Annotated in this window: 14 protein-coding genes; 3 read left to right on the top strand and 11 right to left on the bottom strand. The window is 45.9% G+C overall.

Features of this window, described 5'->3' with window-relative positions; translation table 11 throughout:
* Positions 1–2: 2 nt before the first annotated feature.
* Positions 3–1,202 (top strand): hypothetical protein, encoded by a 1,200-nt coding sequence (locus tag ACO0KZ_RS17225; RefSeq protein ID WP_422997469.1) that lies wholly within the window; start codon positions 3–5, stop codon positions 1,200–1,202.
* An 82-nt stretch (positions 1,203–1,284) separates the two neighbouring features.
* Here the strand turns inward: ACO0KZ_RS17225 and ACO0KZ_RS17220 are convergent, their stop codons facing one another.
* From ACO0KZ_RS17220 to ACO0KZ_RS17180, 9 genes are all read right to left on the bottom strand, one after another.
* Positions 1,285–2,613 carry an NAD(P)/FAD-dependent oxidoreductase gene (locus ACO0KZ_RS17220; protein WP_422997467.1) on the bottom strand — a complete coding sequence of 443 codons (1,329 nt, stop codon included), beginning with the start codon at positions 2,611–2,613 and terminating at the stop codon, positions 1,285–1,287.
* A gap of 435 nt (positions 2,614–3,048) precedes the next feature.
* Complete coding sequence (gene cobA / locus ACO0KZ_RS17215) at positions 3,049–3,798, bottom strand: uroporphyrinogen-III C-methyltransferase (RefSeq protein WP_422997465.1); 750 nt, start codon at positions 3,796–3,798, stop codon at positions 3,049–3,051.
* Positions 3,791–5,116 (bottom strand): sulfate adenylyltransferase subunit 1, encoded by a 1,326-nt coding sequence (locus ACO0KZ_RS17210; protein ID WP_422997463.1) that lies wholly within the window; start codon positions 5,114–5,116, stop codon positions 3,791–3,793. Before ACO0KZ_RS17210 ends, cobA begins: the two co-directional genes overlap by 8 nt.
* The gene (gene cysD / locus ACO0KZ_RS17205) at positions 5,116–6,051 is read right to left on the bottom strand and encodes a sulfate adenylyltransferase subunit CysD (RefSeq protein ID WP_422997461.1); all 936 of its coding nucleotides are present in this window, start codon (positions 6,049–6,051) and stop codon (positions 5,116–5,118) included. Before cysD ends, ACO0KZ_RS17210 begins: the two co-directional genes overlap by 1 nt.
* A gap of 33 nt (positions 6,052–6,084) precedes the next feature.
* A complete protein-coding gene (locus ACO0KZ_RS17200; RefSeq protein ID WP_422997459.1) occupies positions 6,085–6,795 on the bottom strand; it encodes a phosphoadenylyl-sulfate reductase in 711 nt (236 codons plus the stop codon).
* Positions 6,796–7,323, bottom strand: coding sequence for a DUF934 domain-containing protein (locus ACO0KZ_RS17195; RefSeq protein WP_422997457.1), 528 nt, complete (start codon positions 7,321–7,323; stop codon positions 6,796–6,798).
* Positions 7,324–7,335: 12 nt separating this feature from the next.
* Positions 7,336–9,042, bottom strand: coding sequence for a nitrite/sulfite reductase (locus tag ACO0KZ_RS17190; protein ID WP_422997455.1), 1,707 nt, complete (start codon positions 9,040–9,042; stop codon positions 7,336–7,338).
* A gap of 149 nt (positions 9,043–9,191) precedes the next feature.
* Positions 9,192–9,965: a sulfite exporter TauE/SafE family protein gene (locus ACO0KZ_RS17185; protein WP_422997453.1), complete on the bottom strand. Its 774-nt coding sequence runs from the start codon at positions 9,963–9,965 to the stop codon at positions 9,192–9,194.
* Positions 9,966–10,298: 333 nt separating this feature from the next.
* Positions 10,299–10,832, bottom strand: a complete 534-nt coding sequence (locus ACO0KZ_RS17180; RefSeq protein WP_422997451.1) for a DinB family protein — start codon at positions 10,830–10,832, stop codon at positions 10,299–10,301.
* 156 nt (positions 10,833–10,988) lie between these two features.
* Between ACO0KZ_RS17180 and ACO0KZ_RS17175 the strand changes: the two genes are divergently transcribed.
* Positions 10,989–11,666, top strand: a complete 678-nt coding sequence (locus ACO0KZ_RS17175; RefSeq protein WP_422997449.1) for a ribonuclease HI family protein — start codon at positions 10,989–10,991, stop codon at positions 11,664–11,666.
* A 64-nt stretch (positions 11,667–11,730) separates the two neighbouring features.
* Here ACO0KZ_RS17175 and ACO0KZ_RS17170 read toward each other — a convergent pair whose 3' ends face one another.
* Both ACO0KZ_RS17170 and ACO0KZ_RS17165 read right to left on the bottom strand, forming a co-directional pair.
* A complete protein-coding gene (locus ACO0KZ_RS17170; RefSeq protein WP_422997447.1) occupies positions 11,731–12,900 on the bottom strand; it encodes a hypothetical protein in 1,170 nt (389 codons plus the stop codon).
* Positions 12,901–12,936: 36 nt separating this feature from the next.
* Complete coding sequence (locus tag ACO0KZ_RS17165; RefSeq protein ID WP_422997445.1) at positions 12,937–13,347, bottom strand: hypothetical protein; 411 nt, start codon at positions 13,345–13,347, stop codon at positions 12,937–12,939.
* Positions 13,348–14,017: 670 nt separating this feature from the next.
* Between ACO0KZ_RS17165 and ACO0KZ_RS17160 the strand changes: the two genes are divergently transcribed.
* Positions 14,018–14,800 (top strand): HAMP domain-containing protein, encoded by a 783-nt coding sequence (locus tag ACO0KZ_RS17160; RefSeq protein WP_422997444.1) that lies wholly within the window; start codon positions 14,018–14,020, stop codon positions 14,798–14,800.
* Positions 14,801–15,042: the final 242 nt, after the last annotated feature.

Genomic DNA, 15,042 nt, shown 5'->3' with positions numbered 1-15,042 from the left:
CGATGGCGACATATTCCCATCCTTTTCATGAGTTAACGTTTGAGCTTCAAAAGAACGCAGCACAATCTAAACAAACCATTCATCATTTGTGGGCGCAATTGGCAGGTACTCGTCACGTGCCAACAGAGCCGGTGTTGTTTTCAGAATGGCCATTGATCGCATCATATCGTCTGCAAGATAAGTTGACGCAGCGAGTTGTGGCTTTGTGCAACATCCTCAAGCCGAAATTACAAGCTGAACTTATGCAAGCCAAGGGTTGGCAACACGCTAGTGCTGCTGATGTGCTGACGGTCGATTACGCCATTATTGTCGATGAAGAAGGGGATGCTGATGCTTGGGATATTCGTTTAGTTGAATTCCAAGCCTTCACTTCTTTGTTGACCATGGGCTATCGACTGCATCAAGCGCATAGTCAGTTGTGGCCGCAATTGGCGGATTGTCCGCCATGGCAGAAAAGCAGTGGAAATTTAGATTGGTTGCAAACTTGCCGACCTTGGCTGGCAGGGGGAGACAATCCAGCACTGTTGGAATATCTGCCTTGGCAACGCGGCACTCTTTTTGATTTGCATGCGACCTCCGTGCTATGGAATTTACCCATCGTCGAACCACATCAAATCGAGATCAATGCCGATCGGCTTCTATTTTCAAAGCAGAACGGCAAACGCATTCAGCATGACAAAATCCTTAATCGTTTGATTCTGAGCGAACTGGATGACAATAATCCTTTTCTCCAGCTGGTACGGACTGCTAATGTCAATTGGCATAGCCATCCTGCCTGGTATTTTTTGGTACACAAAGGTTTGGCTTCAGAAATAAGAATCCCGTTTGAACCTGAGAATGTCAGAGGACATCATTGGCGTGACTTAAACTTGCCCGCGCACAAGCTGGTTGCGAAAAATATTTTCTCTTGCGGCGGCAAAGATTTATTTATAGGTCCTAACGAACAAGTCTTAGACCAACTAGATAAGGCGGAGAATTGGTTGGTACAACCACGCTATCGTCCTTATCCCATGATGACCAACAAAGCAGGTGAAAAAGTTTATGCCGAGGTGCGCCTGATCGTGAAGCTCGATCTAACCATGCAACCGTGGATTGCGATGCAGATCGTTCGCATGTACTGCGCAGAGCAGGCGTCAGCGAGTTTCTTTCAAGGCCGTGAAGGTGAGGGCGCGAATATCCTGCATAGGCCGCCGGGCGAATAGCGGAACTTGCCTGCTGCATGCAACGGCAGTTGTTTGATCTTCCTCCACCTTGTATCTCAGATATCTCAGAATTAAGCGCAGCTTAATGCAACTTAATTCTAGGATTACGTACTCTATCTATGGTCTCAGCCCAAGTCGATAACCAGGTATGAAACCAGCCATTGACTGCGACCTGATGATGTTTGTGTAGCGACCAATACATCCATTTCGCTAACGTGCCTTCAATGAACACAGAACCGCTGGCAATCGCGCCCATCAAGCTACCGACGGTGCTGTAGTTGCCAAGTGAAACCAGTGAACCGTGATCTTTGTAAACAAAGTCTTTGAGTGATTTTCCGACTAGCGAGCGACATAAAGAATCTGCCAGGCAGGACGCTTGCTGGTGGGCGGATTGTGCGCGTGGGGGCACATTGGGCAAACCTTCACCTTGTGGGCATGCGCAACAATCGCCTATGGCAAAGATCGCAGGATCAAGTGTCGTTTGTAAATTGCTTTGCACCACCAATTGATTCAGGCGATTCGTCTCTAAGCCATCGAGGTTCTTCAGAAAGTCGGGGGCCTTGATTCCCGCTGCCCACACTACAATGCCGCTAGGAATAAACTTTCCACTCGCCATTGCCACGCCCTCTTTGCTGACTTCGACTACTTTTTCATTGGTATGAATCTCGATCGCTATGCTGCGCAACTCTTTGGCAACGGCATCGGATAAACGCTCTGGCAGCATTTGTAGTAGGCGAGGTGAGGCATCGACGATGACGATTTTTAATTCCTTTTCTGGGTGAAAATTTACTAGTCCGTAGCTGGATAGAATTTTGGTGGTCATATGCAGCTCGGCTGCCAGCTCCACCCCAGTGGCACCACCACCGATAATGGTCACCGTAAAGCGGCCTTCACCCGCATTCTGGCTTTGTGATTGTGCACGCAGACAACAATTGATCAGCTTGTGATGGAAGCGCTCAGCAGCTTGAAGTGAGTCGAGCATGATACAGTTTTCTTTGGCGCCCTTAGTGCCAAAATCATTGGTTTGACTACCTAAAGCGATGACCAATTGATCGTAATGAATTGCCTGTTGCGGTAATAGCTCATTGCCCTCTTCATCTATTGTAGGGGCGAGGTAGATTTCTTTCTTCTCACGCGATAGACCTTGCATGCGACCGAGACGAAAATCGAAGTGCTTGCTGCGTGCCAGCGCAAAATATTCACGTTCATCCGCATGGCTGTCCAATGTGCCGGCAGCGACTTGATGTAATAAAGGTTTCCACAAATGAGTACGACTCGCGTCGACTAAGGTAATGCGCGCTTTGCGTTTTTTTCCAAGTCGCTTACCTAATCGTACGGCCAGCTCCAGACCTCCGGCTCCACCACCCACAATCACAATCTGATGCAGCGTTTCTCCTATCTGTCCGTTCATCTTATTTCCTTGAAGTTTGGCAATTAGCTAATTAGGTTCTCTTCTGCCATATTTTATTTTTGTAAGTGCCACGTTCGTGACGTAATTTTCTCGGATCAAACTGAAATCGTCCCACAAACGCGCTGGCAGCGTATTTTGAGCCATTTTTGCTGTTCATGCTTACTTTTGATTTTGGCTTGCTCGCGATTGACGCCTCATTCGCAATAGGGCTAAGTAAAAAAGGTGTATCTTTGACCATTTGATATTTGAATGAGAAAACTAGGTTTCGCTCGTTCGTAAAGCCACCACCAACGAGATAGCAAGCTATTCGTGGTGCAGTTATGGGGTGAGTCATTGACTGCAATTGATGGTGCCTTAAATTAAATAGGCTGAGCAGAGGAGTGTTGACGGCTGGGCTGCTTTTAAGCCTAGCTGATTTTACTTTGTTGGCGCACCTTAGTATCTGGTCCGCAAACGCATTGCCTCACCCATCATCACCAGCACCGGACCTTCGCTAGGCGTCAAGCCGTGTGCCAATTCAGTCAGCGTCAGGTGAAGATGTTTTTCCTCAGGGCGACTGCAGCTCTCTACGATCACGATAGGATGGTTGGCTGAAAATCCTTTTGCCAGCATGCGTTGCGCTGTTAGTATCGCTTCTTTTCCCCCCATATATTGAATCAGGGTGTCGCAATCAGGTATGCGGGTTTCGGCGGATTCTCCGGGCGCGGTACTTGAAGTGAAGAGGGCGACACTGCGCGCCACGCCTCGTTTGGTTAGTGGTAATTTTACGCTGGCTGCAGCAGCCATCGCGGTGGTAATGCCGGGCACAATTTCGAATCGTATGCCAGCTTGCTCCAACGCCGTCATTTCTTCATCGGCACGCCCGAATAGCATAGGGTCGCCCCCTTTTAGACGCACCACGATCGCGTGTTGTTGTGCCGCTTCGACTAATTGTTGATTGATGTGTTCTTGTGCAGCAGAGCGTTGTCCACTGCGTTTGCCTACCGAGACCTTAATTGCTTGCGGACAGAGCGCTAACATTTCAGGAGTGACCAAAGCGTCATGCAAAACGATATCCGCTTGCGCTAAGAGTTTTGCACCACGCACGGTAATTAAATCAACTGCACCCGGACCAGCACCGACTAAATAGACGATACCGGTTTTTATGTGAACGGAGTGTGTAGTTGATTCAGATGGATTAGCCAAGACGTATCATTCCCGCTGCAACAGTTTGATGGGTGACTTCGTCGATCAAAATAAATGCACCTGTTGTACGGGTGGTATAGTAAGCATCAGCTGCGAGAGCTTGCTGTACATTGATATTGACGCGAGCGATGTCGTTCAATTTAAGTGTATCAGTTGCACGGCGTTCTTGGGTATTGATATCTAATAAAGTGTCGACCGATGCAACACGTGCTGCGACCTGACGTGTCGTATGTTTCAACCAATACTTGCGACGTACATCTAAGGCGTCTTCCGATAACCAGCACAGATCGGCACTCAAGGATTTCAAAACAGTGGCAGGACGATCCGCACCCGCTAACATATCGCCACGTGAGATATCCACGTACTCATTGAGCAGAATCGTCACTGATTGACCAACCACTGCGGTCTGTAAAGAACCATCTAAAGTTTGAATATCTTTGACGGTTGCAGCTTGACCAGATGGTTGCACCACGATGCTGTCACCAACACTGATTTTACCTGCTTCGATACGCCCCATGTAACCACGGAAGTCATTCGCTTCGTGACCATTGTGGCGCGCCACTAATTGCACAGGAAAGCGGAATGGTTCGTCATGGCACTCATCGTAGACGCTTAAGGATTCCAATAATTCGATCAAAGTCGGACCTTGGTACCACGCCAGATTATCGCTGTTAGTGACGACGTTATCGCCTGCTAATGCAGATAAAGGAATTGGATGCACATCTTTCAATCCTAGTTGTGTCGCGAATTCTTGGTAAGCGCCGACGATACGGTCGTAGACGGTCTGGTCGTAATTCACCAAATCCATCTTGTTGACAGCCACAATCACGTGCTCGATTTGCAGCAGATGGGCAATGGTGGAATGACGTTTAGTTTGTGTGAGGAGTTCGACACTGCCATCATCACCGAGTTTGACTTTGGAAACGTCGATCAGAATGATCACCGCATCGGCAGTCGAAGCGCCTGTCACCATGTTGCGTGTGTATTGTTCATGGCCAGGCGTATCGGCAATAATGAACTTGCGTTTCGGTGTGGCGAAATAGCGGTAAGCGACATCGATCGTGATGCCTTGCTCGCGTTCTGCTTCTAAACCGTCAGTAAGCAAAGACAAATCAATGGTGTCACCGACTGTGCGTTTATGTTTCGCTTTGGAAATCGCGCTTAATTGATCAGCAAAAATACCTTTGCTATCGAATAGCAAGCGACCGATGAGCGTACTTTTACCATCGTCCACGGAGCCAGCCGTGATGAAGCGCAGCAAGCCGCGCTCACGGGCGACATCGATAGGTGTGGCGGTTTGTTGTACCTTGGTGCTCATTAGAAATATCCTTCTTTTTTACGTTTCTCCATCGATGATTCAGACGTCTGATCATCCATGCGTGTAGCGCCGCGTTCGGTAATTTGTGTCACTGCGGTTTCTTCGATAATTGCGTCTACAGTGGCTGCATCAGACGAGACTGGGCAAGTGCAAGAAATATCGCCAACGGTGCGGAAGCGCACTACTTGTTTTTCTACCGTTTCACCAGCACGTGGCGGCGTCAATTCTGTGACTGGTACTAGCAAACCATTGCGCGGTATGACTTCGCGTTCATGCGCAAAGTAAATTGGTGGTAATTCGAGTTTTTCGCGGGCGATGTACTGCCAGACGTCGAGCTCGGTCCAATTGGAAATCGGAAACACGCGCATGTTTTCACCAGGATGAACTTGAGTGTTATACAAGTCCCATAATTCAGGGCGTTGTGCTTTTGGATTCCATTGACCGAATTCATCGCGGAAAGAAAAGATGCGTTCTTTGGCACGGGCTTTTTCCTCATCTCGACGAGCGCCACCTATGCAGGCATCAAACTTATGTTCCGCAATGGTTTCTAATAAAGTGACAGCTTGTGCCGCGTTGCGTGAATCAGTTTTTGGATTGCGCAAACGCACAGTACCGCGATTGATAGAGTCTTCGACTGAACCTACGATCAGGCGTTCACCTAATTCCGCTACGCGTTTATCGCGAAAGGTGATCACTTCTGGGAAATTATGGCCAGTATCAACGTGCACCAAAGGGAAAGGGAATTTCCCCGGACGGAAAGCTTTTTCGGCGATACGTAATAACACCACAGAATCTTTACCGCCTGAAAACAGCAGTGCGGGATTAGTACATTCGGCCGCCACTTCACGCATGATGTGGATGGCTTCGGATTCCAGCCAATCGAGATGGCGATTACTCGCGGCATCAATGAAGTGATTCTCAACTACGGTGTTCATACTTTACCTTTTAATTCGGTTTTGATTTTCAATTTAGACTGATTTAATGCGGATTAACTTCCCATCAACCACATGCAAGCCACATTCTTTCGATTCAGGATTTTCCCACCACCAACGTCCGGCGCGTACATCTTCACCAGCTTGTATGGCGCGCGTGCAAGGTTCGCATCCTATTGACGGATAGCCTTTGTCATGCAAAGCATTGTACGGCACATTATTGCTACGAATATAGTGCCAAACATCATCTTCTGACCAATCCGTTAAAGGATTGATTTTTTGCATAGCATGGGCGACATCGTCTTCTTGTAAGGCCAATTCAGCACGAGTGGTTGACTGAGCACGACGTTGTCCTGTGATCCAAGCTTTGTTGCCAAATAGTGCGCGATTCAATGGTTCGACTTTACGGATTCTGCAGCATTCTTTACGCATCTCTACGCTATCGTAAAACGCATTCAAACCGTGCTGCTGAACATAGCTGTTAACGGCTTCTGCTTCTGGCTTGTAGAGTTTGACTTCGTAGGCATAGGTTTCTTTGATGCGATCCAACATGCTCAAAGTTTCTTTGTGCAAGCGACCTGTTTCCAAAGAAAAGATACCTATGTTCAGCTTGTGACGCAAAATTAAATCAGTCAACACCATGTCTTCCGCTGCCAGGCTAGACGCGAATACGGCAGGCGAAAAATCAGCCGCGATTTTTTCTAAGACATTAATCGTTGTCGCCAGGCGTGCTGCAAAATCACTCATTTAAATACCTGTTCTTTCCACACGACGGAACAGTGGATTTTTCTCATCGACAGAAGTCTGATATTTTTCACTGAAATCTGTCAGGCCTTTAATCGCATCATGAATATTCTTGTCGGCGCGTACTGCAAAGGAATTGAAACCAACACGCTGCATATAAAACAGTTGATCCCGTAACACATCGCCAATCGCGCGCAACTCGCCAGTGTAATTAAAGCGGGTACGTAAGTTGTAGGCGATGGAATAACCGCGACCATCGGCAAACTTCGGGAAATCAATTGCTAACAAAGTAAACAAGGAAAGATCATTGCTTAGTTCTTTGGCTTGCTCATTGCTACTAAACCAGACTGCGATATTGGCGTGATTTTTCACGCGAGCTAGTAGATTTTCTCTTTGTAACTGCCACACCTTCAAAGGCACAATGATTTTGCCTTCTGGTACTTCAATTGAGTCGGCGCTGTCATCTTCGGATAATTGCAAAATTTCCCAATCATCATCGACGACTGCCCGATCCTTAATTATTTTACTCATTCCATTCTCCCCTTAATACACAACTGCAGAACCGGCATCCTCTCCGTGATGCTCGATAGTTTTTATAGGTGTTGCATAAACATATTCTTTGAATGGCGCGATCCCCAAACGCTGTGCAGTATCGATAAACCGCTCGCCATTCACACGATCACGCAAATACACTTGCACGATGCGATCTATCACTTCTGGCATCTGTCCTGCTGAAAATGATGGTCCTATGATTTTACCGATGGCAGATTGATTACCTTGCGCACCGCCAATCGACACTTGATACCATTCGCTACCATCTTTATCTACTCCCAAAATACCGATATTGCCAACATGGTGATGACCACACGCGTTGATGCAGCCTGACATATTCAACTCTAAATCGCCGATGTCATGCAGGTAATCAAGATCGTGGAAGCGATCGGTAATGTCGAGTGCAATAGGAATCGATTTCGCATTTGCCAGTGAGCAGAAGTCACCACCTGGACAACAAATCATATCGGTCAATAAACCAATGTTTGGCGTTGCCAAGCCATGCGCTTTTACTTCTTTCCAAAGATCGAATAAGCGACTTTGTTCAACATCCGCTAATACTAAATTCTGTTCATGTGTCACACGAATTTCGCTAAAACTGTAGCGATCAGCCAAGTCCGCGACGAAATCCATTTGGTCGGCATTCGCATCACCTGGAGGCACCCCAGGTTTCTTAAGTGATAACACAACGGCATTGTAACCCGCTTGTTTGTGAGGTTTTACATTCCGCTTCACCCAATTGGAAAATGCCTTATTTTCTTGTTGTAATTGCACAAAAGTGCTGTCGGTTTCAGGCAAATTGGCATAGTCGGGCGCTGTGAAATAGGCGGCAACACGCTGCAACTCGGCTTCCGTGAGTGTGCCTGGGCCATCTTTGATGTCTCGCCATTCTTCTTCAACTTGACGCGCGAATTCTTCTGGACCTATGGCTTTAACCAAGATTTTGATGCGTGCTTTATAAATATTGTCACGACGTCCGAATTGGTTATAGATGCGCAGAATTGCTTCGAGGTAGGTCATCACGTGCTGCCATGGTAAGAACTCACGAATCACGCTACCCAAAATGGGGGTACGACCCATGCCACCGCCAACCATCACTTTAAAGCCAATTTCGCCAGCCTCGTTATGTACAACAGTTAAGCCGATATCATGAACCGCAATTGCCGCACGGTCTTCTTTCGCACCATTGATTGCGATCTTGAATTTACGCGGCAAGTAGGCGAACTCGGGATGGAAGGTGGTCCATTGACGCAAGATCTCCGCATAAGGGCGAGGATCAATGATTTCATCTGCAGCGACACCAGCAAATTCATCTGAGGTGATATTACGCATGCAGTTGCCTGAGGTTTGAATCGCATGCATTTCTACGCTTGCCAACTCCGCGAGAATATCGGGTGTGTCTTCCAGATTAATCCAGTTATATTGGATGTTTTGACGGGTTGTGAAGTGGCCATAACCTCGGTCATACTTACGCGCGATGAATGCGAATTTTCGCATTTGCGTCGATGACACTAAGCCATAAGGCACGGCAACGCGTAGCATGTAAGCATGACGCTGCATGTATAGACCGTTTTGCAAACGCAAGATACGGAATTCATCTTCCGTTAATTCGTTCGCGATGCGGCGGCTTACCTGATCGCGAAACTGCGCGACGCGTTCTTGAACGATCAAATGATCATGTTGGTCGTAACGATACATCTTCGAACTTCCTATATAAATGCACCTGAGCACCTGATTTGTAAATGTGTCATACAGACCGGGTAAAGAGGTTGTGAGCGTAATGGAATAAAAGTGTGCTGGTGGTATAGATTAATTGGCGACAAGTTTGCTTCTGCTAAATCGAGACACTACAGCACTAACTTGCAAGCGACCAAAGTTAAGGTAGTCGCCAGAATACCGCGCAATAATTTTTCAGGTACGGCTTTTGCCGCCATGGAGCCCAGAGTGATGCCAGGTATGGAGCCTAACAATAATGAGCCTAACAATTCCCAGTTAATTGATCCTAACCACCAGTGTCCTAGCGCTGCGATTGCTGTCAGTGGCACGGCATAGGCGATATCAGTACCCGCGACGTGGGCTGCCGGCATTTTGGGATATAACAACACCAAAATAGTGGCACCTATCGCACCAGCACCAATGGAGGAAATCGTCACCAATACGCCTAAGATAGCACCTGCAGTAATCGTGGCGATAGCGAGTTTTTGACCCTGTAATTGACGTTCTGGATGAGCATTGATCCAGGCGATCAATTTGCTGCGATATAAGATCGCGATCACAGTTAAGAAGACTGAACCAGCGATGGAGTAGCGAATGATCTGCCCTAATTCCTGACTTAAACCACCAAATTTTTTCAAGGCTAGCGTAGCAAATAAGGCGGCAGGCAGCGCGCCAAAACACAACAAGCGCACCACATGCCATTCGACTGTGCCACGCAAACGATGAGTGAGGGTGCCGGTTGCTTTCGTAATAGAAGCGAACGCCAGATCTGTACCCACCGCTACCGCAGGCGAAACGCCGAATAACAGTGTCAGTAAGGGCGTCATTAACGAGCCACCACCGACACCAGTCAAACCGACCAGAGTGCCAACTGCGAAACCGGAAATAATATAGGTAAGTGTCATAGCGCCTCGTACAAAGTAGCATGCATGATAAGTCTATGCCGCTTTATAACAAACTACTTAGTATTTATTTGCTTATATGTGGTTTGACTATATAGAAATGCGAAATTTTTTTGTTTTATCGGTTTTTGAGAGAAATTGGACGAAATGGAGCAAGTTTTCTGAAAATATGCCGGAAGCTAGTTGGAGTGGCATCATGCCCACCATCACGCACTGAATCGGCCAAACAGAAAAGACCTTACGTTGGTAAAGCGTTTAAATCCAGATGACATCGTCAGTGTTCAAGAAAATCAAGTCTTACATGAATCTTGGTTGACGATGCCTTAGCTCGCAAACTCAGATCTCTGGGATCAATGCATTTAAATCTGTTACGCCCACATCAACGTTTGCCTGGCTAAACATGGTCGTGATCTGACCACGATGATGGGTCTGGTGATTAAAGACATGCATGAGCAGGCCAAATAGCTGTTTTTTGTGAGAATTGCCTTTTATATCGATGTAAGGGATTGGCGCGAGCAGATCCTCGTCTTGAGCTTTTAGACTCAGTTGTAGCAACATGTTATCGAGTTTGATGCGATAGTTGTGTAGCTCCACAAAGTCTTCAAACAAGCTTAAATCTAACGCCTGAATTTGTTGTAATTGCTTTGCTTCTTCTAAACCCCACTCAGCCGGAAAACTCGCACTGAGGCGCCGAATCCAAATAGTATCCGCCACCGCCAGATGATTTAAGGTCGAGAAAATAGAACCAAAGAATGCGCCACGATTTTCTCTTAATGCGTCTGCCGAAAGGCTAGCTGCAGTGTCATATAATTTTTGATTCATCCATTGATTGTATTGCGCCATTAATTGTAGGTGTTGGTTCAGAGACATAGAAATTCCTTAATTGAGCCTTGTCATTTTCCATCATTTTGTTTAGCGAGTTTCAATCTAGAAGTCTACAATAGCTGAGTCCTTTGTTTCGTAATTCGTGGCGCTTCAGGTACGAACTTCTCCAGGAACATTAAGAATTTTTTAGAAAGTTTTTTTGTGGATTTTGACACTTTACGCTCATTAGCATTTCATCGTGAAATGGTCGCCAGTCGTCGCTTAATGCAGTGCGATGATTTGCCCTTGGATTCAGCTTTGAAACAAGTGTTGAGCGAAGTCGCCGGCAAGCAGGGACTAGATCAGATGTTAGAAGTACGTCGCCTTGAACAGGTTTTACTAATCGAAAACAAGGAAAAGAAGCGACATCAGTCACAACAAAGACATCATATAAAGCAAGCAAAAAAAGCGATTCCAGCGGCGAAGTGGTGTGCATGGTTCGACGGTTCGGCACGTCCCAATCCTGGCTCCTGCACGATCGGTGCGGTACTAAATGCGCCGGATGGTCGCTCGTGGCAATTGAGTTGTCCAATTGGTTATGGCAATAGCAGTGCGGCTGAGTATCACGCTTTGATCGCGTTATTGAAACTGGCGATAGAGCACGATGCAAGTGACATAGTGATTTATGGTGATAGTCGGGTTGTGATAGACGATCTCGACCCCAAGACCAAAAATCATGCACAAGCGTTGACAGACTTTCGCTGTGAGGCTAAGCGATTGCTACAACAAATTCATGGAGCAAGCTTGCAATGGATACCTCGGGTCAGAAATCAGAGGGCAGATATTTTGGCGCAACGTGCTTTTGAAAAAAATACATCAGCGCTAGGTGCAATTGTATAAAAATGAAATCAGGACATTCTGATAGCGGTTCAGCTTGTCCTGACCTTGTAAGTGATTCTGAGCTCTAAAAAATGCCCTGCAAAGAAATCGATAGTAATTTTGAGTCGCCAAAGAAGGGATAGGGATAATGTGACTTATCTTTCGAGATATCGTATTGGATCTTCAGCGCAGTATCTTTGTGGAAGTCCCATCGTAGAGACAGATATTGAGTTTTTCTACCTTCGGTTGGCTCATTAATGGTGGTGTATTGCGAGTAGGTATACATCGGTGTCCACTCACCAAATTGATAACCGAATCCAAACAAGGCATATTTGTACACATTGTTCAAACCTTTGCGAGCATCTACTTGCTGATAGCGATCAATCTCGGCTTTGACTAGCCAATTTTTATAATCCATATTGGCAGATATCCCCATAATCTGGGTGGATTGATCATTCACTAAATAGAGATTACCGCCACCGGGCTTGTCTTGCCATAATGTGTCTTTATAGCGCATATACATGGCGCGTACATCAACAATGCCATTATTCGCTGCGACTGAGACGCCAAGAATTTTTTTCCAAGATTCATTCGTAGGCGTCGTGTAGTAAATCAGGGTGTCATAGGCGTTGTTCTTCTGCGTGTAGCCGCCAGTCCATGCAGAGACCGTTGTAGCCCAATCTGACTTGCCTAATTGCGTACGATAGCTGACATTTGCCCCGTTATAGGCATAGATAGGCCAGCCATAGACATCGGGTGCGGGACGTACCCATGGATAGGCATACCCTATGTACAGATAATCACTGTAATAATACAAGGGAATTCGCATTTTTCCGGCTTGAAAAGTCCAAGCCGAATCTGTTTCCGGTGTCCATGTCGCATAAGCCCAGTCGATCGTAGGTCGAGAGCCCGCATTTGGATTGTTACTGCGGCTAATGATTTGCGTGGTTGCAGACAAAGTGGGAGTAAAATCCTTTTTGACTTGAATTCCTAGCAGGGATTCCTGATTAAACTGGAAGCCTTTGCTCTTTTCGTACACCCCCGCATATTCCCAAGCTTGCATAGAACAAGGGCATTGCCATTGCTGATAAGTCCAAGGCGAACTACTGTTTAATGCTGAGCCGCTGAGCACTTTAGCACCGGTAATATTATAAAAACCGGTGAGTTTGAATGTGCCATCGTCGCTTAGATCGATCGCCTGACTAACAGACGGATAGAGTAGACAGAGAGCGAGTGCAAGTAGTGATTTTTTCATTATTCAATCTCCAGAAAAAGGTATCGTCTGTTTGGATTACGGAATCAATGCCACTACTTTGACACTATCATCGACCGCAGATTTCTCTATATACCCTATGGCATTCACGTTTTCTCGAATGGCTTTTTTTACCTCGTCACTACTTTTATATTCCCTTGGCGGTTTTCCTTTTCCGGTAAAGACGATACGAGCCCAAATCGCTTGTACTTGCGGCGGTTCTTTTTCCAAGACTTTTTTATAAAATTCCAAGCGTATGGGGGAGCCACTGGCTTGCTCTAAGGGGGTAAATTGCACAGAGCCACCCAGAAAGAATTGGGCGGCTTGTGAGCTCGTCATGGTTTTCGTGTCATTTTGTGGATTGACGACGATGACGAGTTCAGCATAGACGGGGGAAGCAATGGTCATTAGCGCTGCGATCATTGCGATAGAGCGTATCATCTGTTTCATAGTTTTTCCTGTCCATAACACATGTCAGAATGAAAATCTAAGTCCACTTACACCGTCTTCAGTCTAGTATAGATTTGTGAAATGTCTATGACTCGTTGCTTTCCTTCCACATTATTTAGTTGGGCTCATTTTTGAAAAAAAGTCTTGATAAAAAAATGTGAATTAGCTATATGGATGACGCAAAATGAATGTTCAATATCGATTTAGATAGGCATCTGATGACCAAGGTACTGCGACGCTTTTTCCATTCGCTTATTGGGCAATTCGCCCGCATGGTTGTTTGTTCTTTTTCTTTTCTTATTTTGGCTGTCGTGTACGACGGTAATCGCATGGTAAATGCGGCTCTACTACACAATGTTAAGTCAAGTATCGACCAGACTTCACAACTCCTTAATTTGTTAGTTTCTACCTATGTCAGCGTGGATGATTTAAAGACAGTGCAGATTTTTTTGAGTTACTTAATGAAGACGACATGAATGGTTTGAGCGACGTCGTTATTTGTGATGAAGATGGAACGCCTGTCGTAAATACTCTAAGCGAGATCGTCAGCATACCCAAGCGCAGTAACCGAAGTTAACTTGAGTCTGCTATGGGGAGTGGAACGATACATGTGTGAAATTCCATACTCTTGAATAATCAATCGATAGGCTCCCTACAATTCGGTTTGTCAGTGAAAAATTTGTTAGACGCGACGGTGCAAGAGAAACAAAGTTCACTTGCGCGAATATTCTTAATTCTTGCATTTACTTTGCGCATATTTTTTATTTTTGGACGACGGTTCTCAAAGCTCGTGAGTGCTATGACGCATGCCAGTCAAAAAATCGCTTCGGGAAAATTTCAACAAGTCATTACGGTCGCTGGGCAAGATGAACTATCGGTATTGATGGAACATTTCAACTTGATGGCACTTCAAGTGAATGAAATGCGCCAGAGCTTTCAGGATGGCAGCATCAAGAAATCAAAGATTGATCAGTATGTCAAAACAATAGAAGATGCGGCGAGTTTAATACTTGTGAACGTTACTCGTGCCGCCAGCTTAATTCGCAGCTTTAAAACGATCGCAGTGAATCAAACCAGCGAAAGTCGAGCGCATTTTAAATTACTAGATTTATTGATGGCCTTGGAATCTACAGTTCGTTTGCAGGCGAAACACAAAACGATTCGATTTGATATTGACGTTGCTAAAAGTATTGAACTAGATAGTTTTCCGGGGGCTTTAACACAAGTATTTGTAAATCTCTTTGCTAACGCGGTCATTTATGGTTTTGAAGGGGGCGATGTAGAAAGTATACTACTGCATGCTGAAAGGCATAGAGGAGATTCAGACCCTCAAAATATCGATCTTTCTGCAGATGGTGTCGGCATTCGCCTGGAACATATTTTCAAGATTTTTGATCCACTTTTTACCAATCAACTAGGACAGTGTGGGGCTTGGCTTGCATGTCAGCTTTAATATCGTCAATAATCTTTTTTTGGTGTGAGTCTCAAAGTCAAAACTATTGAAAAAGGTACGACTTTTCTTGTTTCTATCCCGATATCTGTTCGCGAAAGCCAGACAAGTGACTCGGAGCAACACGCCGGGTACGTCACTTAGCCTAACTTCATCTCTTTCTATTTCAGTATTGCGGTGATCTATTGAAGTCGCTTAGGATTATGCTGGAGTCCGAATGATCAAATAAGAGAAATAGAGACTGG

The sequence above is a fragment of the Undibacterium sp. Di24W genome, from assembly GCF_049340325.1.
Classification (GTDB): Bacteria; Pseudomonadota; Gammaproteobacteria; order Burkholderiales; family Burkholderiaceae_D; genus Undibacterium.
The sequence above is the reverse complement of the archived record's forward strand: the minus strand, read 5'-3'. Positions and strand labels throughout refer to the sequence as shown.

Excerpts from the sequence above, each read along its gene's own strand:
- ACO0KZ_RS17185 (WP_422997453.1), bottom strand. The coding sequence starts at position 9,965 with ATGACACTTACCTATATTATTTCCGGTTTCGCAGTTGGCACTCTGGTC.
- ACO0KZ_RS17190 (WP_422997455.1), bottom strand. The coding sequence starts at position 9,042 with ATGTATCGTTACGACCAACATGATCATTTGATCGTTCAAGAACGCGTC.
- ACO0KZ_RS17195 (WP_422997457.1), bottom strand. The coding sequence starts at position 7,323 with ATGAGTAAAATAATTAAGGATCGGGCAGTCGTCGATGATGATTGGGAA.
- ACO0KZ_RS17165 (WP_422997445.1), bottom strand. The coding sequence starts at position 13,347 with ATGAAACAGATGATACGCTCTATCGCAATGATCGCAGCGCTAATGACC.
- ACO0KZ_RS17220 (WP_422997467.1), bottom strand. The coding sequence starts at position 2,613 with ATGAACGGACAGATAGGAGAAACGCTGCATCAGATTGTGATTGTGGGT.
- cysD (WP_422997461.1), bottom strand. The coding sequence starts at position 6,051 with ATGAACACCGTAGTTGAGAATCACTTCATTGATGCCGCGAGTAATCGC.
- ACO0KZ_RS17170 (WP_422997447.1), bottom strand. The coding sequence starts at position 12,900 with ATGAAAAAATCACTACTTGCACTCGCTCTCTGTCTACTCTATCCGTCT.
- ACO0KZ_RS17200 (WP_422997459.1), bottom strand. The coding sequence starts at position 6,795 with ATGAGTGATTTTGCAGCACGCCTGGCGACAACGATTAATGTCTTAGAA.
- ACO0KZ_RS17225 (WP_422997469.1), top strand. The coding sequence starts at position 3 with ATGGCGACATATTCCCATCCTTTTCATGAGTTAACGTTTGAGCTTCAA.
- ACO0KZ_RS17180 (WP_422997451.1), bottom strand. The coding sequence starts at position 10,832 with ATGTCTCTGAACCAACACCTACAATTAATGGCGCAATACAATCAATGG.
- ACO0KZ_RS17210 (WP_422997463.1), bottom strand. The coding sequence starts at position 5,116 with ATGAGCACCAAGGTACAACAAACCGCCACACCTATCGATGTCGCCCGT.